The following is a 24,050-nucleotide window of genomic DNA, read 5'->3' as shown; positions in this document are numbered from 1 at the left end:
GGTGCCGGGTCTGGGGGACGTGTGCATGTGCGGCGAGGGCTTTCTGGGTACGGAGCGTGAGCACGAATGTGCGAGTTCCAGCCTGATCCGCACCTGAGGACCGGCACCAGCCCTTGATCCTTCTCGCCACGAGGTCGAAATACTGCCGCAGCATTCGGCCATCGAACGTGACGGAGCGTGCACGATCGGGCGCCGTGCGCTTCCGGTCCGCTCTCCCGTGGCGCGAATCCGCCCCCACCGGGCCCAGGGGGGGCGGGCCCGGTGGGGGCGGTGGCCGGGGGCGGCCTCGTGCACCGTCCCGTGGGGGGTGACAGACGTGTGCCCGACACCCGCGAGGTCATGCGTGTGATGTGCGCCACTCCCCGCCGGGCCCCGGTCACCCGATCGGCACCGAGCGGCAGAGGGCCGGCTCGACCCGCGCCGATCACCGCTGTGACCTGCGAGATCACCTCTTGGCAAGGAGGCCGCGCCGGTCCGTTCGAGTGAAAGCTGACTCGGTGTCAGCAGGCATGGGTGGCGTGCGGACCGTTAGCTCAGGGGCAGGACACACCTACTCGTGCCATCGCCGGAGGAATCCCCCATGCGTCCTGTCCGCCTAGTGACCGGTACCGCCGCAACCGCGGTCACCATAGCCACGCTCGGCTTCCTCACCGCCGGCCCCGCCGCGTACGCGGACGAGGGCGGGTCCGGATCCGGTGCGGACACGCCGTTCAGCCTGGACAGCCTCTCCGGCCTCGTCGCACCCTCACTGCTCGACTCCGCCGGCGGGTTCACCGCCCCGGGCCGGGACGAGGAAACGGACCGGAAAGAGGGCGCGGACCGCGGCGAAGGCACGGACCAGGGCGAAGGCACGGACCGCGGCGAGGGCACCGGCAGCGGCGAAGGCACGGGCCGGGGCGAAGGCACGGACCGCGGCGAAGGCACGGGCCAGGGCGACAGTTCCTCGTCCGGGCACGAGAACTCGTCCTCGTCCGGGCACGACAGCTCCGGCGGACGCGAGAGCTGGAGCCCGTCCAAGGAAGGGGGCTCGGGCAAGCACGACGGCTCGTCCTCCGGGGACCGCCCCTCGGGCCCCGATGGCCCCACTGGCCCCACCGGCCCCATCAAAACCGGAGTCGGCGGCAGCGTCCGGCCCGACACCACCCAGATCGCGGCGGGCGCCGGCGTTCTCGCCGCGACCGCCGTCGGCGGAGCCTGGCTCCTGCGTCGCCGGGCGAGCGGCACGCAGGGGGCCGGCTGACGGAGACGGATTCACGTCTCCGTACCGCCTGGTTTCCGTCCCGGTGGCCGCGCGCCACCGGGACGGGACCGTCCCGTTCACTCACCCGGAGGACGACCGTGACCCAGAAGGCCAAGGGCTGGCTGCTGGTCATCGCAGCGCTGGCCGGCGTCTGGCTGATCCGCAACGGCGCCGACGCCCAGCTGGTCCCGCCCCGGCCGACCGCCGCCCAGGCGTTCACCGGCGGCCCCGAGCCCCAGCCGGGATCGCCGGTCGCCGAACCCCTGAAGCCTTCCGCCCCCGTGCGCATCCGCATCCCGAGCATCCGGGTGGACGCCCCGGTGATGCGTCTCGGCCTCGGGGCGGACGGCAGTCTCGACGTGCCCCCGGCCGGCAACCGCAACATCGTCGGCTGGTACCGGGACGGCACTCCCCCGGGCTCCAAGGGCAGCGCGATCGTCGCCGGCCATGTGGACAACGCGCAGGGCCGGTCGGTCTTCTACGACCTGGGCGCCCTGCAGAAGGGCAGCACGGTCGAGGTGGTCCGCCAGGACGGGCGCACCGCCGTCTTCTCGCTGGACGCGATCGAGGTCTACGAGAACAAGAACTTCCCCGACGAGCGGGTGTACGGCGCCGCCTCCTTCGCCTCGCTGCGGCTGATCACCTGCGGCGGCGGCTTCTCGAAGGAGACGGGGTACGAGGGCAATGTGGTGGCGTACGCGCACCTGACCGCCGTCCGCTGAACCCGGCTGCCGGGCACGGTCCGTTCAGGCCGTCCACTGGTCGAAGCCCAGCTTCGCGACCAGCGAGAACACCACGACCAGCAGCACGCCGCGGACGAACTCGCTGCCCTTGCGCAACGCCATCCGCGCCCCGATGAGCCCGCCCGCCAGGTTGAACACCGCCATCAGCGCGGCCAGTTGCCACAACACGCTGCCCTGGTAGGCGAACATCGCCAGCGCACCGCCGTTGGTGCAGACGTTGACGATCTTGGCGGTGGCGGACGCCGTCACCAGGTCGAGGTGGAGCACCGCGGTCAGCGCCAGCACCAGGAACGTGCCCGTGCCGGGGCCGAACAGCCCGTCGTAGAAGCCGATTCCGCCGCCGACCAGCACGATCGCGGTGACGGTGCGGGCCCGGGTGACGCGCTGGCGCGCACCGTCGCCGGTGTCCTTGCCGAACGAGGGCCGCAGCATCACGAACGCCGCGACGCCCAGCAGCACCACCATGATCACCGGCCGGAGCACCTCGCTGCTGATCCCGGCGGCGAAGAACGCGCCGGCCATCGATCCGGCCAGCGCCGCGAGCCCGATCCGCAGCGCGGTCCCGATCTTCACCGGCGCCTTGCGCACGTACGCCACGGCGGCCCCCGACGTACCGACGATCGCGACCGCCTTGTTGGTGCCGAGCACCTGCGCGGCCGGGACGTGTGGCAGGCCGAGCAGCAGCGCGGGCAGCAGAAGGAGTCCGCCGCCGCCGACCACCGCGTCGACCCAGCCCGCCACGGCCGCCGCGAGACAGAGGATGATCAGAGTGGTGAGCGCTATGTCTGGCATGATCACGACCTTATGGACGCGATCTGCGCGCCGTCCAACCGCTTCGGCCGGATCACGGAAGAGTTGAGCAACTCCTGAGCTTCACACCGCGGTCGTACGCTGGGCCCATGAGCCACGGCTGGAGCGCGAACGACATCCCGGACCAGAGGGGCCGTACGGCCGTGGTCACCGGAGCCAACAGCGGCATAGGTCTGCACACCGCGCGGGAGCTGGCCCGGCGTGGTGCGCGGGTCCTGCTCGCCTGCCGTGACGAGGCCCGCGGCAAGGAGGCCGCGTCCCGTATCCGCAAGGCCGTGACCGGCGCGGACGTGGCGTTCGTACCGCTCGATCTGGCCGATCTGGGCTCGGTGCGCGGGTTCGCCGCGACCCGTGCGCCCGAGCGGATCGATCTGCTGATCAACAACGCGGGCGTGATGGCCCTCCCGTACGGGACGACGGCCGACGGCTTCGAGAGGCAGTTCGGCATCAACCACCTGGGGCACTTCGCCCTGACCGGGCTGCTGCTCCCCCGCCTCCTCGACACCCCCGGGGCGCGCGTGGTGACCGTCTCCAGCGGGATGCACGCGCTGTCCGACATCGACATGGGAGATCTCAACAGCGAGCGCGACTACCGTCGCTGGATAGCCTACGGCCGCTCGAAGACCGCCAATCTGCTCTTCGTCCACGAGCTGGCGCGACGACTCACGAAGGCGGGCTCCCGGCTGGTGGCGGCCGCCGCGCACCCGGGATACGCGTCGACCAACCTTCAGTCCGCCGCGGCCCGGATGGAGAACCGGCGGGCGGTGGAGCGGTTCTTCGAGCTGGGCAACCGGATCGCCGCCCAGCCCGCCTCGGCCGGTGCGCTGCCCACGCTGTACGCGGCCACCGCGCCCGGCGTGCGCCCCGATTCGTTCACCGGGCCGGGGCGGCTGGGCTGGCGCGGCGCCCCGGCCCCGTCCTGGCGTGCGGGCTGGACCCGGGACGACGTCACGAGCGAGCGGCTCTGGGTGGCCTCCGAGCAGCTCACCGGTGTGACGTATCCCGGCCTCGCCCCCTGATACCCGGTCAGATCTACTGGGCCTCCACGAACGCCGGGTCCATCCACGTGATCTCCCAGATGTGGTTGTTCGGGTCCTGGAAGGAACGGCCGTACATGTGGCCGAAGTCCATCGTCTCGTTTGCGGGCGAGCCGCCGGAGGCGAGGGCGGTGTCGACCAGCTCGTCCACCTTCTCCCGGCTCTCGGCGCTCAGGGCGAGGATCACCTCGGTGGACCTGGAGGCGTCGGCGATCTCCTTCTTGGTGAACTCCTTGAAGCGCGGCTCGGTGAGGAGCATCGCGAAGATGGTGTCGCTGATGACGAGGCACGCGGTGTTCTCGTCGCTGAACTGCGGGTTGCACGAGAAGCCCAGCTTGCCGAAGAAGGCCTTGGTCGCTTCGAGGTCCTTGACCGGCAGGTTGACGAAGATCATCTGAGGCATGGCCGCTTCGCTCTCTCTGTTGTTCGAACGTGTACGACAGGTAGACGGCGGGGCATCGCGGAACTCATCGCTGCCCGGACAAAAAATTTTCGCCGCTCCGGAGCCGGTCCGCCTGCCGTCGCGCCCGCCCGCCGTCGCGCCCGCCCGCCGTCGCGCCCGCCCGCCGTCGCGCCCGCCCGCCGTCGCGTCCGCCTGGTTCAGGACAGCGCGAGCGGGGCGCCGCCCCGGAGCAGCGATCCGCCCAGCGGCGTCAGCGTGTGCAGGACCGAGCCGCCGTGCCGCAGGGTGTGTATGAGGCCCGCCTCGCGCAGCACACAGGCGTGCTGGCTGGCCGAGGCGAGGGACACCCCGGCCCGCAGCGCGAGCTCGCTCGTCGTGCAGCCGTTCCCTATGGCGCTCAGGACCGTCGAGCGGGTGCTGCCGAGGAGCCGGCCGAGCCAGGGGCCCGGTTCGGCGAAGACCGGGGCGCGGGAGTGGGTGACCGGGTACACGAGGACCGGCGGGAGCCCCGGGTCGCGGTAGACCACCGGGGTGACGCGGCAGAAGAAGGACGGCTGCAGCAGCAGCCCCCGCCCGTCCAGATGGACGTCCCGGTCGACGGGGTAGTCCGCCTCCAGCACGGGGGCCCGCCAGCGGATCATCGGCGGGAGGGAGGCGAGCAGTTCGTGCGCGCCGCCGTCCAGGAGGGCGCGGCCCCGTACGGCGCGGTCGGCCTCGACGCTGGCCCGGATGTGCGGCCAGTACGGCTCGATGGCGGCGCGGTGGTAGCTGCGCAGCGCGTCGACGAGGCGGCCGAGCGGTTCGGCGCGGCCGTCCGGGGAACGGCAGGCGTCGCGGCGTTCGGCGCCGAGCAGCGCGAGTTCGGCCCGGACCCGGCCGAGCGGCGTCTCGCGCAATGCCTGCATTCCCGCGTCGATGCCGTACGGTTCGCCGCTTTCCTGAGAAGGCGTCAGGAAATCCGGGAAATAGCCGCGCGGTGGAATCACGGCGGACAGCAGACGTACTTCACCATTCAACCGAGGCCGGGTTTCCGTACGCCATTTCCCGAACACCGCGGAACCGCGCCGGTCCCGCAGCCGGTGGAAACTCAGAGCGGTTTCCCACAGCGCGTCGGGCCGGGTGGCCATCCGCACCTTGGAAAGGTCCACTCCGGACATATGGATACGCAGCACCGGTCCCCCACCTGTTGCACCTGCAATTACCCCCACCCCAGGGTAGGTGATCCGTAACAGCACGTCACCACGGGGTTTCGGCCAGAGGTGAAACGCCTCGCACCCGCACGCCGTGAACCGAAAAGCTGTACCGCGTCGGGTACGAATCCGGCGCCACCGGAAGGGCGAGTGAAGGCCGTGGGGGGTTTCGCTCGCCCGGCGGCGGTGGACGACGGTGCGGCTCCGTGCCCGATGGGGGTAACCCGGGTGCGGCCCATGGGTGGGGATCCATGGGCCGCATCCCGGGTCCGTTCCAGGTCTGCTCCCGGTCTGTTCTTTGCGTATTGAACGAACTTTGCGCAATGCGCGAAGGAACGCGAAGAAAAGGCACAACGCCGCACAACGATTTTCCCCAGAACAAAACGGGACGGCGGCACCCCCGCACAGGGTGCCGCCGTCCTCGGGTGTTCCGGAGTTGCCGTCGAGCCGGTGAGGGTCGTGCCCGGCCGACGGCGGCTCCGGGTCAAAGGGCCATACGGTCAGGGAGTTCGGTCGGGGCGTTCGGTCAGGGGGTTCGGTGCCGGTTCAGCGGCTGTCGCTGCCGGTCGAACCCGCCGCCGCACGGCCCGCTTCGAGCCGGGCCACGGGAATGCGGAACGGGGAGCAGGACACGTAGTCCAGACCGACCTCGTGGAAGAAGTGCACCGACTCCGGGTCTCCACCGTGCTCGCCGCAGACGCCGAGCTTCAGGTCCGGGCGGGTGGCCCGGCCGGCCTCGACGGCGCTGCGGACCAGCGAGCCGACGCCGTCCTTGTCGATCGTCTCGAACGGCGACACCCCGAAGATGCCCTTCTCCAGGTACGCGGTGAAGAAGGAGGCCTCCACGTCGTCGCGGGAGAAGCCCCACACCGTCTGGGTCAGGTCGTTCGTGCCGAAGGAGAAGAACTGCGCGGCCTCGGCGATCTGGCCCGCGGTCAGCGCGGCGCGCGGCAGCTCGATCATCGTGCCGATGGTGAGCTTGAGCCGGGTGCCGGTGGCGGCCTCGACCTCGGCGATGACCTGGTCGGCCTCCTCGCGGACGATCTCCAGCTCCTGGACCGTGCCGACGAGCGGGATCATGATCTCGGCGCGCGGGTCGCCCTTGGCGTTCTTGCGCTCGGCCGCGGCCTCGGCGATCGCCCGTACCTGCATGGCGAACAGGCCGGGGATGACGAGACCGAGGCGCACCCCGCGCAGACCGAGCATCGGGTTCTGCTCGTGCAGCTTGTGCACGGCCTGGAGCAGGCGCAGATCGTTCTCGTTGGCGTCCTTGCGGGACTCGGCGAGCGCGACCCGTACCGACAGCTCGGTGATGTCGGGCAGGAACTCGTGCAGCGGCGGGTCGAGCAGCCGTACGGTGACGGGCAGTCCGTCCATCGCCTCGAACAGCTCGATGAAGTCGGCCTTCTGGAGCGGGAGCAGCTCCTCCAGCGCGGTCTCGCGCTCGGCGTCGGTGTCGGCGAGGATCAGCTTCTCGACCATCTCGCGGCGCTCGCCGAGGAACATGTGCTCGGTGCGGCACAGGCCGATGCCCTGGGCGCCGAAGCGGCGGGCCCGCAGCGCGTCCTCGGCGTTGTCGGCGTTGGCCCGCACCCGCAGCCGGCGCACCCGGTCCGCGTACGCCATGATCCGGTGCACGGCGGCGACCAGCTCGTCGGCGTCGTCGGCGCCGGCGTGCATCCGGCCCTCGAAGTACTCGACGACCGGGGACGGCACGACGGGGACCTCACCGAGGTACACCTTGCCGGTGGAGCCGTCGATGGAGACGACGTCGCCCTCCTCGATGACCCGGCCGCCCACCGTCATCCGGCGGCGCTTGGTGTCGACCTCCAGGTCCTCGGCGCCGCAGACACAGGTCTTGCCCATGCCGCGGGCGACGACGGCCGCGTGCGAGGTCTTGCCGCCGCGCGAGGTCAGGATGCCCTCGGCCGCGATCATTCCGTCGAGGTCGTCGGGGTTGGTCTCGCGGCGGATCAGGATGACCTTCTCGCCGGACCGGGACCACTTGACCGCGGTGTACGAGTCGAAGACGGCCTTGCCGACCGCGGCGCCCGGCGAGGCGGCGATGCCGCGGCCCAGCAGCTCCGTCTTCGCGTCGTCGTCGAAGCGCGGGAACATCAGCTGCGCGAGCTGCGCGCCGTTGACCCGCTGGAGCGCCTCGGCCTCGTCGATCAGGCCCTGGTCGACGAGCTGGGTCGCGATCCGGAAGGCGGCACCGGCGGTGCGCTTGCCGACCCGGGTCTGGAGCATCCACAGCTGACCGCGCTCGATGGTGAACTCGATGTCGCAGAGATCCTTGTAGTGGGTCTCCAGCGTCTCCATGATCTGCATCAGCTGGTCGTACGACTTCTTGTCGATCGACTCCAGCTCGGCGAGCGGCACCGTGTTGCGGATACCGGCGACGACGTCCTCGCCCTGCGCGTTCTGCAGGTAGTCGCCGTACACGCCCTGGTGGCCGCTGGCCGGGTCGCGGGTGAACGCGACGCCCGTACCGGAGTCGGGGCCGAGGTTGCCGAAGACCATCGAGCAGACGTTGACGGCCGTGCCCAGGTCGCCGGGGATGCGCTCCTGGCGGCGGTAGAGCTTGGCCCGGTCGGTGTTCCACGAGTCGAAGACGGCCTTTATGGCCAGGTCCATCTGCTCGCGCGGGTCCTGCGGGAAGTCGCGTCCGGCGTCCCGGGCGACGATCTTCTTGAACTGCTTGACCAGCTTCTTCAGGTCGGACGCGTCGAGGTCGACGTCGACGGTGACGCCCTTGGCCTCCTTCGCCGCCTCCAGCGCCTCCTCGAAGAGGTCGCCGTCGACACCGAGGACGGTCTTGCCGAACATCTGGATGAGGCGGCGGTAGGAGTCCCACGCGAACCGCTCGTCGCCGGCCTGGGCGGTGAGACCCACGACGGACTCGTCGGAGAGGCCGATGTTGAGGACCGTGTCCATCATGCCGGGCATCGAGAACTTCGCGCCGGAGCGGACGGAGACCAGCAGCGGGTCGTCGGCCTGGCCGAGCTTCTTGCCCATCCGCGCTTCGAGGGCGTCCAGGTGTGCGCTGACCTCGGCACGGAGCGCGGTCGGCTCCTCGCCGCTTTCGAGGTAGACCTTGCACGCCTCGGTGGTGATGGTGAATCCAGGAGGGACGGGAAGCCCGAGGTTGGTCATCTCGGCGAGGTTCGCGCCCTTGCCGCCGAGGAGATCCTTCAGATCCTTGTTGCCCTCGGTGAAGTCGTAAACGAACTTCTCGCCCTTGAGCTCCGGGGATTCCGGGGTGGCTACGTGGGGATCTTTGTTTTCCGACACGGGTCTCGACTCCTCGGAAGACGCGGTGGCTGCCCTGACGGCGAGGAACATACCCAGATCGAAGGTGTCTGGGTACGTCCACTTGCGCGTCATGAGGCCTCAACCACCCGTCCGCCAGCAGATTGAAAGTAACGCGACCTGTAGCCCGATCGGCAGTATGCGTTCATTTCTTGAACACATACTCACCAAGGGCTAGCGTTATCCGCCATTTTGGTGACACTGAGCAATGCAAGCGTCGATCGATCAAAATGGAGGGCCTTGGCACCCAGTGCCATCGTTTGGGAAATGCAGCCCTCAAAATTGCGCTCATCTGAGCAAGTAAGCCCTCAGAGTGGCGAGAATCACTCCGCGGCCGACGCTCAAATGTCACCATCCGGACGCCCGATCGGCAACTGCGCGTCACACCATGATCACCGATGCGCACCAGGAGTGGGACGGAGTCACCACACGACGCCCGTTTCCGACTCGTTCAAGCCACCCGGCGACCGAACCGTCACCGAATCGGGCCGAATGCGACGCGCAATGGCGCTCAGATGAGCGAGGTAAAAGAAGAGGCACGCGGTGCCTATGGCGCCGCGTGCCCAGGAAAGGCCGGAAGACCTCAGCCGCCCGAGGTGTCCAGCTCCGCGTCCGGGCTCACGCCCGCGCAGTCGTACGGGTCCTTCAGCCAGCCGTCCGGCAGCACCACGCGGTTGTTGCCCGAGGTGCGCCCGCGCGGACCGTCCGCGCCGTCCGGCCACGGCTGGTCCAGGTCCAGCTCCTGCAACTGCCCGCCGAGCTCCTCCAGCGACGAGGTGACCGCGAGCTTCTTGCGCATCTCCGAACCGACCGCGAAGCCCTTGAGGTACCAGGCGACGTGCTTGCGGAAATCGATCACACCGCGCGTCTCGTCGCCGATCCACTCCCCCAGCAGCGTCGCGTGCCGCAGCATCACGTCCGCGACCTCCCGCAGCCCCGGCGCCTGCCGGGCACCCGAGCCCTCGAACTCGCTCACCAGGTCACCGAAGAGCCAGGGGCGGCCCAGACAGCCGCGACCCACGACCACTCCGTCGCAGCCGGTCTCACGCATCATCCGGCGGGCGTCGTCCGCGCACCAGATGTCGCCGTTGCCGAGGACGGGAATCTCCGGGACGTGCTCCTTGAGGCGGGCGATGGCGTCCCAGTCGGCGGTGCCGCCGTAGTGCTGGGCGGCCGTCCTGCCGTGCAGGGCGACGGCCGTGACGCCCTCCTCGACCGCTATCCGGCCCGCGTCCAGATAGGTCATGTGGTCGTCGTCGATGCCCTTGCGCATCTTGATGGTGACCGGCAGCTCACCCGCGTTGGAGACCGCCTGGTTGAGGATCGCGCGCAGCAGCGGCCGCTTGTACGGGAGCGCCGAGCCGCCGCCCTTGCGGGTCACCTTGGGGACCGGGCAGCCGAAGTTCAGGTCGATGTGGTCGGCGAGGTCCTCGTCGACGATCATCCGGACGGCCTTGCCGACGGTGACCGGGTCCACTCCGTACAACTGGATCGAACGCGGGGTCTCGCTCGCGTCGAAGTGGATCAGCTGCATGGTCTTCTCGTTGCGCTCGACCAGCGCCCGCGTGGTGATCATCTCGCTGACGAACAGCCCCTTGCCGCCGGAGAACTCCCGGCACAGGGTGCGGAACGGGGCGTTGGTGATGCCGGCCATGGGGGCGAGCACCACCGGCGGCTGCACCGTGTGCGGGCCGATCCGGAGCAGGGGAAGAGAGGGGGCGAGCGTGGTCATTGCTCCATTGTCGCGTACCGGGCGGGTCTCCCCGGCAGCGGAGTTCGTTAGTTAACCGTACTATCCATGTATGCCCGAGCTCAGTCACCGCCGACGGCAGTTGGTACTGGCGATCTGCTGCATGAGTCTGCTGATCGTCAGTCTCGACAACACCGTGCTCAATGTCGCCCTGCCGTCCATGCAGAAGGAACTGCACGCCACCGTCGCGGGCATGCAGTGGACGATCGACGCGTACACCCTGGTCCTGGCCTCGCTGCTGATGCTCGCGGGCTCCACCGCCGACCGGATCGGGCGCCGGAAGGTCTTCAAGACCGGGCTCGTCCTGTTCACCCTCGGTTCGCTGCTCTGCTCCGTGGCGCCGAACCTGGAGTCGCTGGTGGCGTTCCGGATGGTGCAGGCGGTGGGCGGCTCGATGCTCAACCCGGTCGCGATGTCGATCATCACCAACACCTTCACCGACCCGCGCGAGCGGGCCCGCGCCATCGGGGTGTGGGGCGGTGTCGTCGGCATCTCCATGGCCGCGGGACCGGTGGTCGGCGGTCTGCTGGTGGACTCGGTGGGCTGGCGGTCGATCTTCTGGATCAACCTGCCGGTCGGCCTGGCCGCGCTCCTGCTCACCTGGCGCTACGTCCCCGAGTCCCGCGCCCCGAAGCCGCGCCGCCCCGACCCGGTGGGGCAGCTGCTGGTGATCGGGCTGCTCGGTTCGTTGACGTACGCGATCATCGAGGCGCCCTCGCAGGGCTGGGACTCACCGCTGATCCTGCTGTTCGCCGCGCTCGCCGGATGCTCCCTGATCGGCCTGCTGCTGTACGAGCCCCGGCGCACCGAGCCCCTCATCGAGCTGCGGTTCTTCCGCAGCGCCCCGTTCAGCGGCGCCACGGTCATAGCGGTCAGCGCCTTCGCCGCGCTGAGCGGATTCCTCTTCCTCAACACGCTCTATCTCCAGAACGTGCGCGGCCTGAGCGCACTGCACGCCGGTCTGTACATGCTGCCGATGGCGGCGCTCACCTTCGTCTGCGCGCCGCTGTCCGGGCGGCTCGTCGGCAGCCGCGGGCCCCGGCTCCCGCTGCTCGTGGCGGGCGTGGCCATGACGGCGTGCGGCCTGCTGTTCGCCGCGTTCGACGCGGAGACGGACAACGTCCTGCTGTTCACCGGCTATGTGCTCTTCGGCCTCGGCTTCGGCATGGTGAACGCGCCGATCACCAACACGGCCGTCTCCGGGATGCCGCGCTCGCAGGCCGGGGTGGCGGCCGCGGTGGCCTCGACCAGCCGGCAGATCGGCGGGACGCTGGGGGTCGCCGTGATCGGTGCGGTGCTGGCGGCGGGGGTGGCCGGCACCGGGTCGCCGCGCGGCGCCGCCTACGCCGAGGCCTTCGTGGACGCGAGCAAGCCCGCCTGGTGGATCCTCGCCGGGTGCGGGCTGTCCGTCCTGCTGGTGGGGGCGCTGACGAGCGGGCACTGGGCGCGGGAGACGGCGCGCCGGACCGCCGAACGGCTGGAGCGGCCGACGGACGCCCCGGCCGGAGACCAGACGTCGGCGGGCTCCAGGGCCTGAAAGACGCTCCAAGGGCGTGGACAAGGCCGTGGGCCCGGATCACGGGTGATCCGGGCCCACGGTCGTACGGGTGGGTGAGGCGGCGTCAGCTCTGTGCCGGGGCGTCCTGCTCGGGCGCGTCCGCGGCATCGTCCGCCGGGGCCGCCTGGGGGGCGGCGCCGGACTGCGCGCGCTCACGCATCTTGCGCAGCAGCTCCTGCTTCTGGTCGGCCGCCGCCTTGCGGTCGGTGGTGCGGGCGGCGCCCACGCCCTGCTGGTCGGCGCGGGACAGCTTCTTGCGCTGTCCGCCCACACCGAGAAGGTTGTTGCGGCTCTTGGCCATGGCGTTCTCCCGTTCGTATGGCGAAGTGAGGTCTGAAGCGACCTTGATCGGTCCGGTGGGCGGCGGGTGGTCGGACCCGCCACGCGCTCACTCGTAGATCTGGAAGAACGAATACATGCCGGAACCGTACCCCGGCCCGGTCGGCCCCCGCACCCGATTTCCGCCCGGTCGGGCGGGCATGACGGAGCCCCCGGTTCCGTACGGGCAGCCGGGGGCTTCGTCAGTACGAGCGATACGTCAGCAGCCGAGCAGGCGGGCGCCGAGGTAGGCCTGGATCTGGTCCAGGGAGACGCGCTCCTGCTTCATGGTGTCGCGCTCGCGCACGGTCACCGCGTTGTCGTCGAGGGTGTCGAAGTCGACGGTGACGCAGAACGGCGTACCGATCTCGTCCTGGCGGCGGTAGCGGCGGCCGATGGCGCCCGCGTCGTCGAACTCGATGTTCCAGTTCTTCCGCAGGTCGGCCGCGAGGCCCTTGGCCTTCGGCGACAGCTGCGGGTTGCGGGACAGCGGCAGGACGGCGACCTTGACCGGCGCGAGGCGCGGGTCGAGACGCATCACGGTGCGCTTCTCCATGACGCCCTTGGCGTTGGGCGCCTCGTCCTCGATGTAGGCGTCGAGGAGGAAGGCGAGCATCGCCCGGCCGACACCGGCCGCCGGCTCGATGACGTACGGGGTCCAGCGGTCGCCGGCCTCCTGGTCGAAGAAGGACAGGTCGGTGCCCGAGGCCTGGGAGTGCGCCTTGAGGTCGTAGTCCGTGCGGTTGGCGACGCCCTCCAGCTCACCCCACTCGCTGCCGCCGAAGCGGAAGCGGTACTCGATGTCGGCGGTGCGCTTGGAGTAGTGGGAGAGCTTCTCCTTCGGGTGCTCGAACCAGCGCATGTTCTCCTCGCGCATGCCGAGGTCCGTGTACCAGTTCCAGCGCTGGTCCATCCAGTACTGCTGCCACTCCTCGTCCTCGCCCGGCTTGACGAAGAACTCCATCTCCATCTGCTCGAACTCGCGGGTGCGGAAGATGAAGTTGCCCGGAGTGATCTCGTTCCGGAAGGACTTGCCCATCTGGGCGATGCCGAACGGCGGCTTCTTGCGCGAGGTCTGCAGCACCTGGCCGAAGTTGGTGAAGATGCCCTGGGCGGTCTCGGGGCGCAGGTAGGCGACCGAGCCGGAGTCCTGGGTCGGGCCGAGGTGGGTGGAGAGCAGACCCGAGAACTGCTTGGGCTCGGTGAAGGTGCCCTTGTTGCCGCAGTTGGGGCAGTTGAGCTCGGCCAGGCCGTTCGCGGGCGCGTGGCCGTGCTTCTCCTCGTACGCCTCTTCCAGGTGGTCGGCGCGGAAGCGCTTGTGGCAGGAGGTGCACTCGGTCAGCGGGTCCGTGAACGTGGCGACGTGACCGGAGGCGGACCAGACCTCGGGGGCGAGGATGACCGACGAGTCGAGACCGACCACGTCCTCGCGCGAGGTGACCATGTAGCGCCACCACTGGCGCTTGAGGTTCTCCTTCATCTCGACGCCCAGCGGCCCGTAGTCCCAGGCGGCCTTCTGGCCTCCGTAGATCTCACTGCACGGGTAGACGAAGCCACGGCGCTTGCTCAGGCTGACGATGGAGTCGATCTTGTCGGCGGCCACGGTGCTCTCTTCATAACGACGAAATTGGACAGGGACGGCGCGAAGCGCCTCAGTGGGGGGTGGTGATCGGGAGACGGGCGGGCGAATGCTTCAGATTACCGGCGGGCACGGGGCCTGGATCAAATCGGTATCGGCGCGGTCGGCGGCAAAGTCATCTCATAGGTCTTGTTGACAATCGTTTCCAATTTTGTTGAAAATGACTGTCATGAACGTCAGCCGCCTCATACCCACCGCCGCCGTCGCCGGAGCAGTCGTCCTCGGCCTCACCGCGCTCACCGCCTGCTCCTCCTCGGACGCCGCGGACCACAAGAACGGCGACAAGCTCGACGTGGTGGCCTCGTTCTATCCGATGCAGTTCCTGGCCGAGCGGATAGGCGGGGAGCACGTCTCCGTCACCACGCTGACCAAGCCGGGCGTCGAGCCGCACGACCTGGAGCTCAGCCCGCGGCAGATCGGCGGACTCACCGACGCCGACTACATCCTGTACCTCAAGGGCATCCAGCCCGCCGTGGACGACGCCATCGAGCAGTCCGGCGCGAAGGACGCCGTCGACGCCGCGAAGCTCACCACGTTGGAGGACCACGGCACCGAGGCCGGCGGCGAGGAGCACGGCCACGAGCACCACGGCGACGAGGCCGGCGCCGACCCCCACATCTGGCTGGACCCGGTGAAGTACGCCGAGGTCGCCAAGGGTGTCGGAAAGTCGCTGGAGAAGTCCGACCCCGACCACGCCGCGGACTACCGGAAGAACACGGACGCGCTGGTCACCGAGCTCGGCGAGCTGGACAAGGCGTACACGGACGGCCTGAGGAGCACCGCCACCAAGACGTTCATCACCACCCACTCCGCCTTCGGGTACCTCGCCGAGCGCTACGGCCTCACCCAGGAGGGCATCGCCGGCGTCGACCCCGAGGCCGAGCCCAGCCCCGCCCGGATCAGCGAGATCCACACCATCGCGAAGAAGGACGGGGCGACCACCGTATTCTTCGAGACGCTCGCCAGCGACCGGACCGCGAAGACCCTCGCCAAGGACACCGGCCTGAAGACCGACGTCCTGGACCCGCTCGAAGGGATCACGGACAAGTCCAAGGGCGCCGACTACACCGAGGTCATGCGGTCCAACCTCGCCGCCCTGCAGAAGGCGCTCGGCGCGAAGTGACCCCTGCGAGCCCCGCGACACCCGTACCACCGGCGACACCCGCCACAGCGACATCGGAGGCGCACATGCCCGAGACCGGGAGCAGCACGACCGACCCCGTGATAGCCCTGCGGGGCGCCACGGCCACGCTCGGCGCGCGTCCGGTGCTGCGCGGCATCGACCTGACCGTCCACCGCGGCGAGGTCGCCGCCCTGCTCGGCGCCAACGGCTCGGGCAAGTCGACCGCCGTCCGCTCCGTCATCGGGCAGGTCCCGCTCACCGGCGGCTCCGTCGAACTGTTCGGCACCCCGCTGCGCCGCTTCCGCTCCTGGGCGCGGATCGGCTACGTGCCCCAGCGCACCACGGCGGCCGGCGGCGTCCCCGCCACGATCCGCGAGGTCGTCACCTCCGGGCGGCTGTCCCGTACGAAGCTGGGCCCGCTCCGCAGGGCCGACCGGGCCGCCGTCGACCGGGCCATCGAGCTCGTGGGCCTCGCCGACCGCGCCAAGGACTCGGTGGACGCGCTCTCCGGCGGGCAGCACCAGCGGGTGCTGATCGCCCGCGCGCTGGCCGCCGAACCCGAGCTGCTGATCATGGACGAGCCGATGGCCGGTGTCGACCTGGCCAGCCAGGAGATCCTCGCCACGACCCTGCGCGAGCAGGTCGCGGCCGGCACCACGGTGCTGCTCGTGCTGCACGAGCTGGGCCCGCTGGAGCCGCTGATCGACCGCGCGATCGTGCTGCGCGACGGCTGTGTCATGCACGACGGGCCGCCGCCGAAGGCGCTGGGCCAGCACGCCCTGCCCGGGCACGACCACGTACACCCCCACGCGGCCTCCGAGCCCGTCCGGACGGGACTGCTGAGCTGACCATGGAATTCCTCACCCCTCCCTTCATGCAGCGGGCCCTGCTCGCCGCCGTGCTCGTCGGCGTCATCGCGCCCGCCGTCGGCATCTACCTCGTCCAGCGCCGCCAGGCCCTGATGGGCGACGGCATCGGCCACATCGCGATGACCGGGGTCGGCCTCGGCTTCCTGCTCTCGACCAGCCCCGTCTGGATGGCCACCGCGGTCGCCGTCGCCGGTGCCGTCGTGATGGAGCTGATCCGCTGGTACGGGCGCACCCGCGGCGACCTCGCGCTGGCCATGCTGTTCTACGGCGGCATGGCGGGCGGTGTGCTGCTGATCAACCTCTCCGACACCGGCTCCAACGCCAACCTCACCTCGTACCTCTTCGGCTCCCTGTCCACGGTCTCCTCCGAGGACATCACCTCGATCTGTGTACTGGCCGCCTTCGTGCTGCTGGTGACGCTGGGGCTGCGCCGCCAGCTGTTCGCGGTCAGCCAGGACGAGGAGTTCGCCCGGGTCACCGGGCTGCCGGTGCGGGCACTGAACCTGCTGGTCGCCGTGACGGCGGCGGTGACCGTCACCGTCGCGATGCGGGTCGTCGGGCTGCTGCTGGTCAGCGCGCTGATGGTGGTGCCGGTCGCGGCCGCGCAGCAGATCTCCCGATCCTTCAAGGTGACGTTCGTGCTGTCGGTCGTCATCGGTACGGCGGTGACCCTGGCCGGCACCATCACCTCGTACTACCAGGACGTCCCGCCCGGCGCGACGATCGTGCTGCTGGCCATCGCGGTCTTCGTCGCCCTGACGCTGCTGGCGACCCCGATGGCCGGACGCCGCGCCCGGCGCAGCGAGGCGGCGTCCGGGGGATGCACCCTGGAGGTACCGGCCTCCCGTCCGGCCCCGGACGAGCTCCGGGTTTGACCGCGGCGTCCGGACGGGCTGGCACAATGGCCCGACACAAGTACGGGCGACACGAGGAGGCTGCTGTGGCGACGGCGCCGATCAGTGGAACGAACGCGGCCCCGGTACGCGGCCGGTCGACCCGGCAGCGGGCGGCGGTGGCGGCGGCGCTCGACGAGGTGGACGAGTTCCGCAGCGCCCAGGAGCTGCACGACGTGCTCAAGCACCGCGGCGACTCGGTCGGGCTCACCACCGTCTACCGGACCCTCCAGTCCCTGGCCGACGCCGGCGAGGTCGACGTGCTGCGCACCACGGACGGCGAGTCCGTGTACCGGCGCTGTTCGACCGGGGACCACCATCACCACCTGGTGTGCCGGATGTGCGGCAAGGCCGTGGAGGTCGAGGGGCCCGCGGTGGAGCAGTGGGCGGAGACCATCGCCGCCCAGCACGGTTATGTGAACGTGGCCCACACGGTGGAGATCTTCGGTACCTGCGCGGAGTGCGCGGCCGCGAAGAAGTGACGGGAGGAGGGCCCGGGGCTGCGCCCCCGGGCCCTCCTCCCGTCCCGGAACCCTTCGTCCCGGAACCCTCGTCTCAGAGCCTTCGTACGTTGCGGTCGAGCACGCTCCGCAGCCGGTCGACATCGTCCGGCCCGCGCACGCCGCGCTTGGGCAGCATGGTGACCCCGGTGGCGTGCTTGTCGGCGCTGAACAGCACGAAGAGGTGCGGCGTCTCCCGGTAGCGGGGCACCATCGGCCAGCTGACGGTCAGGGTGCTGTGGTCCGTGGTCACCTCGATGCCGGTCTCGCGCACCACGGTGCGGCAGGTGCCCTGGCGCGCCGCGAACCGGTACAGCTGCCGGCTCTGGAGCCAGGGCGTCAGGATCACGGTCAGCATCACGGCGACGATCGCCACCCAGAAGGGCGCCCCCGGCCCCTTCCGGCCGCTCGCGACCGTGATGGCCATCAGCACGGCCAGCGCCGGCATCAGGATCAACAGCTTGCGCTGCAGGCGGCCACTCGTACTGATCTTCGCGCGGGCGTTCAGCGCCTCCGCGAAATCGGCCGTGGTCGGCTGGTACTCCAGCTCGACCACGGCACCCTCCACGTCCCACCCCTGAGTCGTCATGGGGCGGAATCGTAACGGCAGGGTCAGCCGGCCCCTCCGGCGGTCCCCGCCTCGACCGCGCCGCCGAAGCGCCGGTCGCGCTGGGCGAACTCCAGACAGGCCCGCCACAGGTCACGGCGGTCGAAGTCCGGCCAGAGCACGTCCTGGAAGACCATCTCGGCGTAGGCGCTCTGCCAGATCAGGTAGTTGGACGTGCGCTGCTCGCCGCTGGGACGGACGAAGAGGTCGACGTCCGGCATGTCCGGGTAGTAGATGTACTTCGCGAAGGTCTTCTCGTTGACCTTGGACGGGTCCAGCTTCCCGGCCGCGACGTCCTCGGCGATACGCCGCGCGGCGTCGGCGATCTCGGCCCGACCGCCGTAGTTGACGCAGAAGTACAGCGTCATCTTGTCGTTGTCCTTGGTCTGCTCCTGGGCGACCTGGAGCTCCTGGACCACGGACTTCCACAGCTTGGGCATGCGGCCGACCCAGCGGATGCGGATGCCCAGTTCGTCCATCTCGTCGCGGCGGCGGCGGATCACGTCCCGGTTGAAGTTCATCAGGAACTTCACCTCCTCCGGGGACCGCTTCCAGTTCTCGGTGGAGAACGCGTACAGCGAGAGGTTCTTGACGCCCATCTCGATGCAGCCCTTGAGGACGTCCATGACGACGCCCTCGCCGACCTTGTGGCCCTCGGTGCGCGGGAGGCCGCGCTCCTTGGCCCAGCGGCCGTTGCCGTCCATCACGACGGCCACGTGCTTGGGCACCAGCTCGCCCGGGATCTTCGGGGGCGTGGCACCGGAGGGGTGCGGCTCCGGGGTCTTGTAGTCGCGCCGGTTACGGCCGCCGAGCATCCCGCGTACTGCCATGAACTGTCTCGCTCCCTGTGCCTGATCTGCCTGTGTCACTTCTCTACGTACCGCAGTGAGCGCAGCCCGCGCTCCAGATGCCAGTGCAGATAGGCGGACACCAGCCCGCTCCCCTCCCTGACATGACGCGGCTCGCACGCGTCCGCCGTCTCCCAGTCGCCGCTGAGCAGCGCGCTCAGCAGCGTGACGGCCTCAGCCGAGGGTACGACGCTGCCGGGCACCCGGCAGTCGCCGCATATGACGCCGCCCGCCGCGACCGAGAAGAACCGGTTCGGTCCGGACATTCCACACTTGGCGCAGTCCTCGAAGCTGGGTGCGTAGCCGTTGACTGCGAGCGAGCGCAGCAGGAAGGCGTCGAGGATGAGATGCGGCTCGTGTTCACCGCGGGCCAGGGTGCGCAGTCCGCCGACGAGCAGCAGGTACTGCTGGACGGCGGGCTCGCCCTCGTGGTCGGTGAACCGCTCGGCGGTCTCCAGCATCGCGGTGCCGGCGGTGTAGCGGGCGTAGTCGGTGACGATGCCGCCGCCGTACGGAGCGATCGTCTCGCTCTGGGTGCAGAGCGGCAGCCCGCGGCCGACCAGTTCGCTGCCCCGGGCGAAGAACTGCACGTCGACGTGGGAGAAGGGTTCCAGCCGTGCCCCGAACTTGGACTTCGTGCGGCGCACCCCGCGTGCGACGGCGCGTACCCGGCCGTGGCCGCGGGTCAGGATCGTGATGATCCGGTCGGCCTCGCCCAGCTTCTGCGTGCGCAGCACCACGCCGTCGTCCCGGAACAAGCTCATGCGTCCATTGTCCGGTACGGGGACGGCCCGCGGGGCCCCCGGCCCCGTCCGGGGCCGTCAGGAGGGCGTGCGCGCCGCCTCGGCGAGCAGTCGGGCGGTGTCCTGGGCGCAGAGCTGGAGCGCGCCGCCGACCGTGGTCAGCACCTCGCGCTCGGCCGGTCCGTACGGGCCGTCGGCGAGGGCGATCCGGGCGCCCTGAAGCAGAATCGATTCACGTCCGGCGGGGGCCAAGTGCGGGGCGAGGGGTTCCAGCGCCTCGTGCAGTTCGATGGCGAGGGCCGCTCCGCACGCCTCGGCCGCGGGGTCGAAGGCGGAGCCGTGACCGGTGTCGGCGGCGAGGACCTCGACGACGGTGCAGAGCTGCTCCTCGGTGCAGTCCTCGAACCCGGCGCCGCGCACGATGCCGGCCGCGGTCTCCAGCACCGGGCGGGAGGTGGTGCCGCCGGCCGCGAGAACGCCGAGCGCGACGGTGTGGACGGCGTCCCGGAGCATGGCGGAGAGCCGGGTGGTGGTGGGGTGGTCGAGCGCGTCGGTGCCGAAGTGCTCGCGGCAGGCGGCGCATTCGACGACGGGGCCCACGGTGCCGCGCCGCAGCATCGGCACGCCGAGCACCGCGAAGCGCCGACGGCCGGTGAGACGGCGGTAGTTGCGGTCGCCGCCGCAGCCGGGGCAGAAGAACTCCCCGTCGCCGACGGGGTCCCAGACGGTGCGGATGCCGCAGATACGCAGCTTCATGGCGCGTTGTCCCAGGCCTGGCCGCACGTCGCACACCTCCGTAACTCCCCCGCAGCCCGAAAGGCACGGGAGGTGCCCCCTCCGGCAACATTGCCGTGTGAACGTGATGTTAACCACAGTCGTGATGCGGCGTCAGTACCTCGCCCGTCACAACCGCCCGGAGATGGCCGAACCCCGCCCCCCGGAAGCGGGTGGACGGGGTTCTCGGCCGTGCGGCCGCGCGCCCTCGCGGGCGGCGGATCAGCGGGTGGCGCGGTTCACCGCGGAGACGACCGCCTTCAGCGAGGCCCGGGTGGTGTTGGCGTCGATGCCGATGCCCCACAGGACCTTTCCGTCGATCGCGCACTCGATGTACGAGGCGGCCTGGGAGCTGGCGCCCTCGCTCATGGTGTGCTCGGTGTAGTCCAGCAGACGCGCGTCGATGCCGATGGCCTGCAGCGCTTCGAAGAACGCGGAGATCGGTCCGTTGCCGGTGCCGGTCAGCACGGTGTCCGTGCCGTCCACGGTCGCCTCGACGGTGATCGTGTCCTTGCCGTCGGAGCCGGTCGTCGACTGGCCGGTGCGGATCTGTACGCGCCCCCATCGAGCCGCAGCGTTCTCCGGGTTCGGCAGGTACTCGTCGCGGAACGTGGACCAGATCTGCGTCGGCGTGACCTCGCCGCCCTCGGCATCCGTCTTGGCCTGAATGATCCGGGAGAATTCGATCTGCATCCGGCGCGGCAGATCCAGCTTGTGGTCGTTCTTCAGGACATAGGCGATTCCGCCCTTGCCGGACTGCGAGTTGACCCGGATGACGGCCTCGTAGCTGCGGCCGACGTCCTTCGGGTCGATCGGCAGGTACGGCACCGCCCACTCGATGTCGTCGACCGTCTTGCCCCGGGCGGCCGCGTCGGCCTCCATGGCGTCGAAGCCCTTCTTGATGGCGTCCTGGTGGGAGCCGGAGAAGGCGGTGTAGACCAGGTCGCCCGCGTAGGGGTGGCGCGGGTGGACCTCCATCTGGTTGCAGTACTCGCTGGTGCGGCGGATCTCGTCGATCTGCGAGAAGTCGATCTGCGGGTCGACGCCCTGCGAGAACAGGTTCATGCCCAGGGTCACCAGGTCGACGTTGCCGGTGCGCTCGCCCTGGCCGAACAGGCAGCCCTCGATCCGGTCCGCACCGGCCATGATGGCCAGCTCGGCGGCGGCGACGGCGGTGCCGCGGTCGTTGTGCGGGTGGACCGACAGGCAGACGAACTCGCGGCGCGACAGATTGCGCGACATCCACTCGAACCGGTCCGCGTGCGTGGACGGCGTCGAACGCTCCACGGTGGCGGGCAGGTTGAGGATGATCTCGCGGCCCTCCTCGGGCTGCCAGACGTCACAGACCGCCTCGCAGACCTCCAGGGCGAAGTCCAGCTCGGTGTCGGTGAAGATCTCGGGGCTGTACTGGTAGCCGAAGATCGTCTCCGGGCCCAGCAGCTTCTCCGCGTACTCCATGACCAGCCGGGTGCCGTCCACGGCGATCTGCTTGATGTCGTCCTTGGAGCCGCGGAAGACGACCCGGCGGAAGGTGGGCGCCGTCGCGTTGTACAGGTGCACGGTGGCGCGGCGGGCGCCGACGAGGGACTCGACGGTCCGCTCGATCAGGTCCTCGCGGGCCTGGGTCAGGACGGAGATCGTCACGTCCTCGGGGATCGCGCCCTCTTCGATGATGGAGCGGACGAACGCGAAGTCGGTCTCGCCGGAAGACGGGAAGCCGACCTCGATCTCCTTGTAGCCCATGCGTACGAGCAGATCGAACATCTCGCGCTTGCGGGCCGGCGACATCGGGTCGATCAGTGCCTGGTTGCCGTCGCGCAGGTCGGTGGAGAGCCAGCGGGGCGCGACCGTGATCCGGTTGTCCGGCCAGGTGCGGTCCGGGATGTCGACGGCCTCGTAGCCGCCGTACTTGTGGATCGGCATCCCGGACGGCTTCTGCAGCTGAGTCGCGTTGGTGATCGGCGTCGGACGGCCGACAGCGGTTTCAGCGGGGGACTGAGCGGGATTTGCGGCGGTCATGGCGTACGGCTCCTCGGGGTCCAACCATTGGGTCGGCCGACTGTGTCGCTGCAACACAAGACTCCGCGGGGAGGGGGTCGGCCTACGACTACAGGCCCTCGCCGCGGCAGCTAAGAAGAAGCAGCCCGAAACGCATGATGCGACGAGACTAACCGAGTGGCGCCTGGTACGTCGGTCCCGTATCAGTATGCGGGACCGGGCGCAGGAAACGCCCAACCGTGACCGATCACTCCATTTCGTCAATCCTGATCGCAACCAGTGACAACGCGATTACCTGCTGCCACAGTCGGTGGTATGCACCCTCAGTCACAGCACGGATTCCACCCCGTCTTCTGCACGATCGTGCCGCCCCAGGTCCTCGACAGGCTGTCGCAGTCCGACAACCCCGATCTCGCCGGTCCCGCCCGCCGCACCCTGGAGGGCGACGCGGCCCGCCGCACCCGGCGTCAGATGGCCACGGTCGTCACCGTGCCCGTCGCCCCCGCCGGGGAGGCGTCCGACAAGCCCGAGCGCCTCCTGTACGACTGCCGCAACGGCACCCAGCTGCCCGGCGCCAAGGTCCGCTCCGAGGGCCAGGACCCGACGAAGGACGCGAGCGTCAACCGCGCGTACGCGGGGCTCGGCGCCACCTTCGAACTGCTGCTCAAGGCGTACGGCCGCAGTTCGATCGACGGCAACGGACTGCCGCTGATCGGTTCCGTGCACTACGACGAGAAGTACAACAACGCCTTCTTCGACGGCGAGCAGATGGTCTTCGGCGACGGGGACGGCGAGATCTTCCTCGACTTCACCGTCGCCATCGACGTGATCGGCCACGAGCTGGCCCACGGCCTGACCCAGTACACCGCCAATCTGAGCTACTACGGCCAGTCCGGGGCGCTCAACGAGTCCATGTCCGACGTCTTCGGCTCCCTGGTCAAGCAGTACTCGCTGGGCCAGAGCGCCGACCAGGCCGACTGGCTGATCGGCGCCGGGCTGCTCGCACCCCGCGTCCAGGGCGTCGCGCTGCGCTCGATGAAGGCACCGGGCACGGCGTACGACGACGACGTGCTGGGCAAGGACCCGCAGCCCGCGAAGATGGAGGACTACATCCACACCAGCGAGGACAACGGCGGGGTGCACCTCAACTCGGGCATTCCCAACCGCGCGTTCTATCTGCTGGCGACGGCGCTCGGCGGCAATGCGTGGGAGCGGGCCGGGCAGCTCTGGTTCGATGTGCTCACAGGTGGTCAACTGGCAGTGGACGCGGACTTCGCGTCCTTCGCCCGGCTGACGGTCGCCGCGGCCCGCAGCCGCTTCGGCGAGGGCGACGAGGCCGAGGCCGTCCTGAAGGCATGGTCGGAAGTGGGCGTACCGACCGCGTAGGTCACGGGCGTCCGGCGTCGGAGGGCATCGCATGCGGATTCAGGTCAGCAGGACCGGCGGCTTCGCCGGCATCGCACGCCACAGCGAGGTCGACACCGCCGGGCGGGACGACGCCCCGGAGTGGGAGGCGCTGGCCGAGTCGGCGCTGGCCGCGGGCCACGACACCCCGCCCAAGGGGGTGCCGGACGGCTTCCGGTACCGGATCACGGTCGGCGACCGTACGGTCCACTGCGCGGACCCGAGACTGACCGACGCCCAGCGGGCTCTGGTCTCACGCGTTCTGAAGGAAGGCGCGTGAGACCGGCTCCG

At 70.0% G+C, this 24,050-nt stretch carries 22 protein-coding genes; 10 read left to right on the top strand and 12 right to left on the bottom strand.

Annotated features, from left to right (window positions below; translation table 11 throughout):
- Positions 1-580: 580 nt before the first annotated feature.
- Together ACFYY1_RS02395 and ACFYY1_RS02390 are read left to right on the top strand one after the other, a co-directional pair.
- Entirely contained in the window at positions 581-1,240 is a 660-nt protein-coding gene (locus ACFYY1_RS02395) for a hypothetical protein (protein ID WP_388579712.1), read from the top strand.
- Between the two features lie 98 nt (positions 1,241-1,338).
- On the top strand, positions 1,339-1,962 hold the full coding sequence (locus ACFYY1_RS02390) for a class F sortase (protein WP_388579710.1): 624 nt from the start codon (positions 1,339-1,341) through the stop codon (positions 1,960-1,962).
- A gap of 24 nt (positions 1,963-1,986) precedes the next feature.
- On the opposite strand, the gene ACFYY1_RS02385 is transcribed toward ACFYY1_RS02390, so the two are convergent.
- Positions 1,987-2,775: a sulfite exporter TauE/SafE family protein gene (locus ACFYY1_RS02385; protein WP_388579707.1), complete on the bottom strand. Its 789-nt coding sequence runs from the start codon at positions 2,773-2,775 to the stop codon at positions 1,987-1,989.
- Positions 2,776-2,882: 107 nt separating this feature from the next.
- On the opposite strand from ACFYY1_RS02385, the gene ACFYY1_RS02380 reads away from it, so the two are divergent.
- A complete protein-coding gene (locus ACFYY1_RS02380) occupies positions 2,883-3,812 on the top strand; it encodes an oxidoreductase (protein WP_388579704.1) in 930 nt (309 codons plus the stop codon).
- Positions 3,813-3,825: 13 nt separating this feature from the next.
- On the opposite strand, the gene ACFYY1_RS02375 is transcribed toward ACFYY1_RS02380, so the two are convergent.
- The 4 genes from ACFYY1_RS02375 to dusB form a co-directional block, all read right to left on the bottom strand.
- A complete protein-coding gene (locus tag ACFYY1_RS02375) occupies positions 3,826-4,233 on the bottom strand; it encodes a VOC family protein (RefSeq protein ID WP_388579701.1) in 408 nt (135 codons plus the stop codon).
- Positions 4,234-4,430: 197 nt separating this feature from the next.
- Positions 4,431-5,405, bottom strand: a complete 975-nt coding sequence (locus ACFYY1_RS02370) for an ArsR/SmtB family transcription factor (RefSeq protein ID WP_388579698.1) — start codon at positions 5,403-5,405, stop codon at positions 4,431-4,433.
- A 564-nt stretch (positions 5,406-5,969) separates the two neighbouring features.
- Positions 5,970-8,717 (bottom strand): pyruvate, phosphate dikinase, encoded by a 2,748-nt coding sequence (gene ppdK / locus ACFYY1_RS02365; protein WP_388579695.1) that lies wholly within the window; start codon positions 8,715-8,717, stop codon positions 5,970-5,972.
- 601 nt (positions 8,718-9,318) lie between these two features.
- Entirely contained in the window at positions 9,319-10,467 is a 1,149-nt protein-coding gene (gene dusB / locus ACFYY1_RS02360) for a tRNA dihydrouridine synthase DusB (RefSeq protein WP_388579692.1), read from the bottom strand.
- A 70-nt stretch (positions 10,468-10,537) separates the two neighbouring features.
- Here dusB and ACFYY1_RS02355 point away from each other — a divergent pair, with 70 nt between their 5' ends.
- On the top strand, positions 10,538-12,022 hold the full coding sequence (locus ACFYY1_RS02355) for an MFS transporter (protein ID WP_388579689.1): 1,485 nt from the start codon (positions 10,538-10,540) through the stop codon (positions 12,020-12,022).
- A gap of 85 nt (positions 12,023-12,107) precedes the next feature.
- On the opposite strand, the gene ACFYY1_RS02350 is transcribed toward ACFYY1_RS02355, so the two are convergent.
- On the bottom strand, positions 12,108-12,344 hold the full coding sequence (locus tag ACFYY1_RS02350) for a DUF6243 family protein (RefSeq protein ID WP_388579688.1): 237 nt from the start codon (positions 12,342-12,344) through the stop codon (positions 12,108-12,110).
- A 237-nt stretch (positions 12,345-12,581) separates the two neighbouring features.
- On the bottom strand, positions 12,582-13,964 hold the full coding sequence (locus ACFYY1_RS02345) for a glycine--tRNA ligase (RefSeq protein ID WP_388579685.1): 1,383 nt from the start codon (positions 13,962-13,964) through the stop codon (positions 12,582-12,584).
- 205 nt (positions 13,965-14,169) lie between these two features.
- On the opposite strand from ACFYY1_RS02345, the gene ACFYY1_RS02340 reads away from it, so the two are divergent.
- The 4 genes from ACFYY1_RS02340 (at position 14,170) to ACFYY1_RS02325 (ending at position 17,367) form a co-directional block, all read left to right on the top strand.
- Positions 14,170-15,123 (top strand): metal ABC transporter substrate-binding protein, encoded by a 954-nt coding sequence (locus ACFYY1_RS02340; RefSeq protein WP_388579682.1) that lies wholly within the window; start codon positions 14,170-14,172, stop codon positions 15,121-15,123.
- Between the two features lie 65 nt (positions 15,124-15,188).
- Positions 15,189-15,971, top strand: a complete 783-nt coding sequence (locus ACFYY1_RS02335; RefSeq protein ID WP_388579680.1) for a metal ABC transporter ATP-binding protein — start codon at positions 15,189-15,191, stop codon at positions 15,969-15,971.
- A 2-nt stretch (positions 15,972-15,973) separates the two neighbouring features.
- Positions 15,974-16,867: a metal ABC transporter permease gene (locus tag ACFYY1_RS02330; protein ID WP_388579677.1), complete on the top strand. Its 894-nt coding sequence runs from the start codon at positions 15,974-15,976 to the stop codon at positions 16,865-16,867.
- Positions 16,868-16,932: 65 nt separating this feature from the next.
- Positions 16,933-17,367, top strand: coding sequence for a Fur family transcriptional regulator (locus tag ACFYY1_RS02325; protein WP_266733149.1), 435 nt, complete (start codon positions 16,933-16,935; stop codon positions 17,365-17,367).
- A gap of 73 nt (positions 17,368-17,440) precedes the next feature.
- On the opposite strand, the gene ACFYY1_RS02320 is transcribed toward ACFYY1_RS02325, so the two are convergent.
- From ACFYY1_RS02320 to leuA, 5 genes are all read right to left on the bottom strand, one after another.
- Positions 17,441-17,974 carry a YcxB family protein gene (locus tag ACFYY1_RS02320; RefSeq protein ID WP_388579674.1) on the bottom strand — a complete coding sequence of 178 codons (534 nt, stop codon included), beginning with the start codon at positions 17,972-17,974 and terminating at the stop codon, positions 17,441-17,443.
- 23 nt (positions 17,975-17,997) lie between these two features.
- The gene (locus ACFYY1_RS02315; RefSeq protein ID WP_388579671.1) at positions 17,998-18,822 is read right to left on the bottom strand and encodes an isoprenyl transferase; all 825 of its coding nucleotides are present in this window, start codon (positions 18,820-18,822) and stop codon (positions 17,998-18,000) included.
- Positions 18,823-18,857: 35 nt separating this feature from the next.
- Positions 18,858-19,604 carry a DNA repair protein RecO gene (gene recO, locus ACFYY1_RS02310; protein ID WP_266733144.1) on the bottom strand — a complete coding sequence of 249 codons (747 nt, stop codon included), beginning with the start codon at positions 19,602-19,604 and terminating at the stop codon, positions 18,858-18,860.
- 57 nt (positions 19,605-19,661) lie between these two features.
- A complete protein-coding gene (locus ACFYY1_RS02305; RefSeq protein WP_388579668.1) occupies positions 19,662-20,339 on the bottom strand; it encodes a TerB family tellurite resistance protein in 678 nt (225 codons plus the stop codon).
- A 240-nt stretch (positions 20,340-20,579) separates the two neighbouring features.
- Positions 20,580-22,376 (bottom strand): 2-isopropylmalate synthase, encoded by a 1,797-nt coding sequence (leuA, locus tag ACFYY1_RS02300; RefSeq protein WP_388579665.1) that lies wholly within the window; start codon positions 22,374-22,376, stop codon positions 20,580-20,582.
- A 294-nt stretch (positions 22,377-22,670) separates the two neighbouring features.
- On the opposite strand from leuA, the gene ACFYY1_RS02295 reads away from it, so the two are divergent.
- Positions 22,671-23,741, top strand: coding sequence for a M4 family metallopeptidase (locus tag ACFYY1_RS02295; protein WP_388579662.1), 1,071 nt, complete (start codon positions 22,671-22,673; stop codon positions 23,739-23,741).
- A gap of 31 nt (positions 23,742-23,772) precedes the next feature.
- Positions 23,773-24,039 carry a protealysin inhibitor emfourin gene (locus tag ACFYY1_RS02290; RefSeq protein WP_266733137.1) on the top strand — a complete coding sequence of 89 codons (267 nt, stop codon included), beginning with the start codon at positions 23,773-23,775 and terminating at the stop codon, positions 24,037-24,039.
- The last annotated feature ends 11 nt before the right edge of the window (positions 24,040-24,050 follow it).

The organism is Streptomyces sp. NPDC001890, assembly GCF_042891445.1.
GTDB lineage: Bacteria > Actinomycetota > Actinomycetes > Streptomycetales > Streptomycetaceae > Streptomyces.
Note: the sequence above shows the minus strand (reverse complement) of the source record. Positions and strands in the feature narration are given on the sequence as shown.

Excerpts from the sequence above, each read along its gene's own strand:
- ACFYY1_RS02315 (WP_388579671.1), bottom strand. The coding sequence starts at position 18,822 with ATGGCAGTACGCGGGATGCTCGGCGGCCGTAACCGGCGCGACTACAAG.
- ACFYY1_RS02335 (WP_388579680.1), top strand. The coding sequence starts at position 15,189 with ATGCCCGAGACCGGGAGCAGCACGACCGACCCCGTGATAGCCCTGCGG.
- ACFYY1_RS02385 (WP_388579707.1), bottom strand. The coding sequence starts at position 2,775 with ATGCCAGACATAGCGCTCACCACTCTGATCATCCTCTGTCTCGCGGCG.
- ACFYY1_RS02330 (WP_388579677.1), top strand. The coding sequence starts at position 15,974 with ATGGAATTCCTCACCCCTCCCTTCATGCAGCGGGCCCTGCTCGCCGCC.
- ACFYY1_RS02290 (WP_266733137.1), top strand. The coding sequence starts at position 23,773 with ATGCGGATTCAGGTCAGCAGGACCGGCGGCTTCGCCGGCATCGCACGC.
- ACFYY1_RS02305 (WP_388579668.1), bottom strand. The coding sequence starts at position 20,339 with ATGAAGCTGCGTATCTGCGGCATCCGCACCGTCTGGGACCCCGTCGGC.
- recO (WP_266733144.1), bottom strand. The coding sequence starts at position 19,604 with ATGAGCTTGTTCCGGGACGACGGCGTGGTGCTGCGCACGCAGAAGCTG.
- ACFYY1_RS02380 (WP_388579704.1), top strand. The coding sequence starts at position 2,883 with ATGAGCCACGGCTGGAGCGCGAACGACATCCCGGACCAGAGGGGCCGT.
- dusB (WP_388579692.1), bottom strand. The coding sequence starts at position 10,467 with ATGACCACGCTCGCCCCCTCTCTTCCCCTGCTCCGGATCGGCCCGCAC.
- ACFYY1_RS02340 (WP_388579682.1), top strand. The coding sequence starts at position 14,170 with ATGAACGTCAGCCGCCTCATACCCACCGCCGCCGTCGCCGGAGCAGTC.
- ACFYY1_RS02320 (WP_388579674.1), bottom strand. The coding sequence starts at position 17,974 with ATGACGACTCAGGGGTGGGACGTGGAGGGTGCCGTGGTCGAGCTGGAG.
- leuA (WP_388579665.1), bottom strand. The coding sequence starts at position 22,376 with ATGACCGCCGCAAATCCCGCTCAGTCCCCCGCTGAAACCGCTGTCGGC.
- ACFYY1_RS02355 (WP_388579689.1), top strand. The coding sequence starts at position 10,538 with ATGCCCGAGCTCAGTCACCGCCGACGGCAGTTGGTACTGGCGATCTGC.
- ACFYY1_RS02350 (WP_388579688.1), bottom strand. The coding sequence starts at position 12,344 with ATGGCCAAGAGCCGCAACAACCTTCTCGGTGTGGGCGGACAGCGCAAG.
- ACFYY1_RS02295 (WP_388579662.1), top strand. The coding sequence starts at position 22,671 with ATGCACCCTCAGTCACAGCACGGATTCCACCCCGTCTTCTGCACGATC.
- ACFYY1_RS02395 (WP_388579712.1), top strand. The coding sequence starts at position 581 with ATGCGTCCTGTCCGCCTAGTGACCGGTACCGCCGCAACCGCGGTCACC.
- ACFYY1_RS02375 (WP_388579701.1), bottom strand. The coding sequence starts at position 4,233 with ATGCCTCAGATGATCTTCGTCAACCTGCCGGTCAAGGACCTCGAAGCG.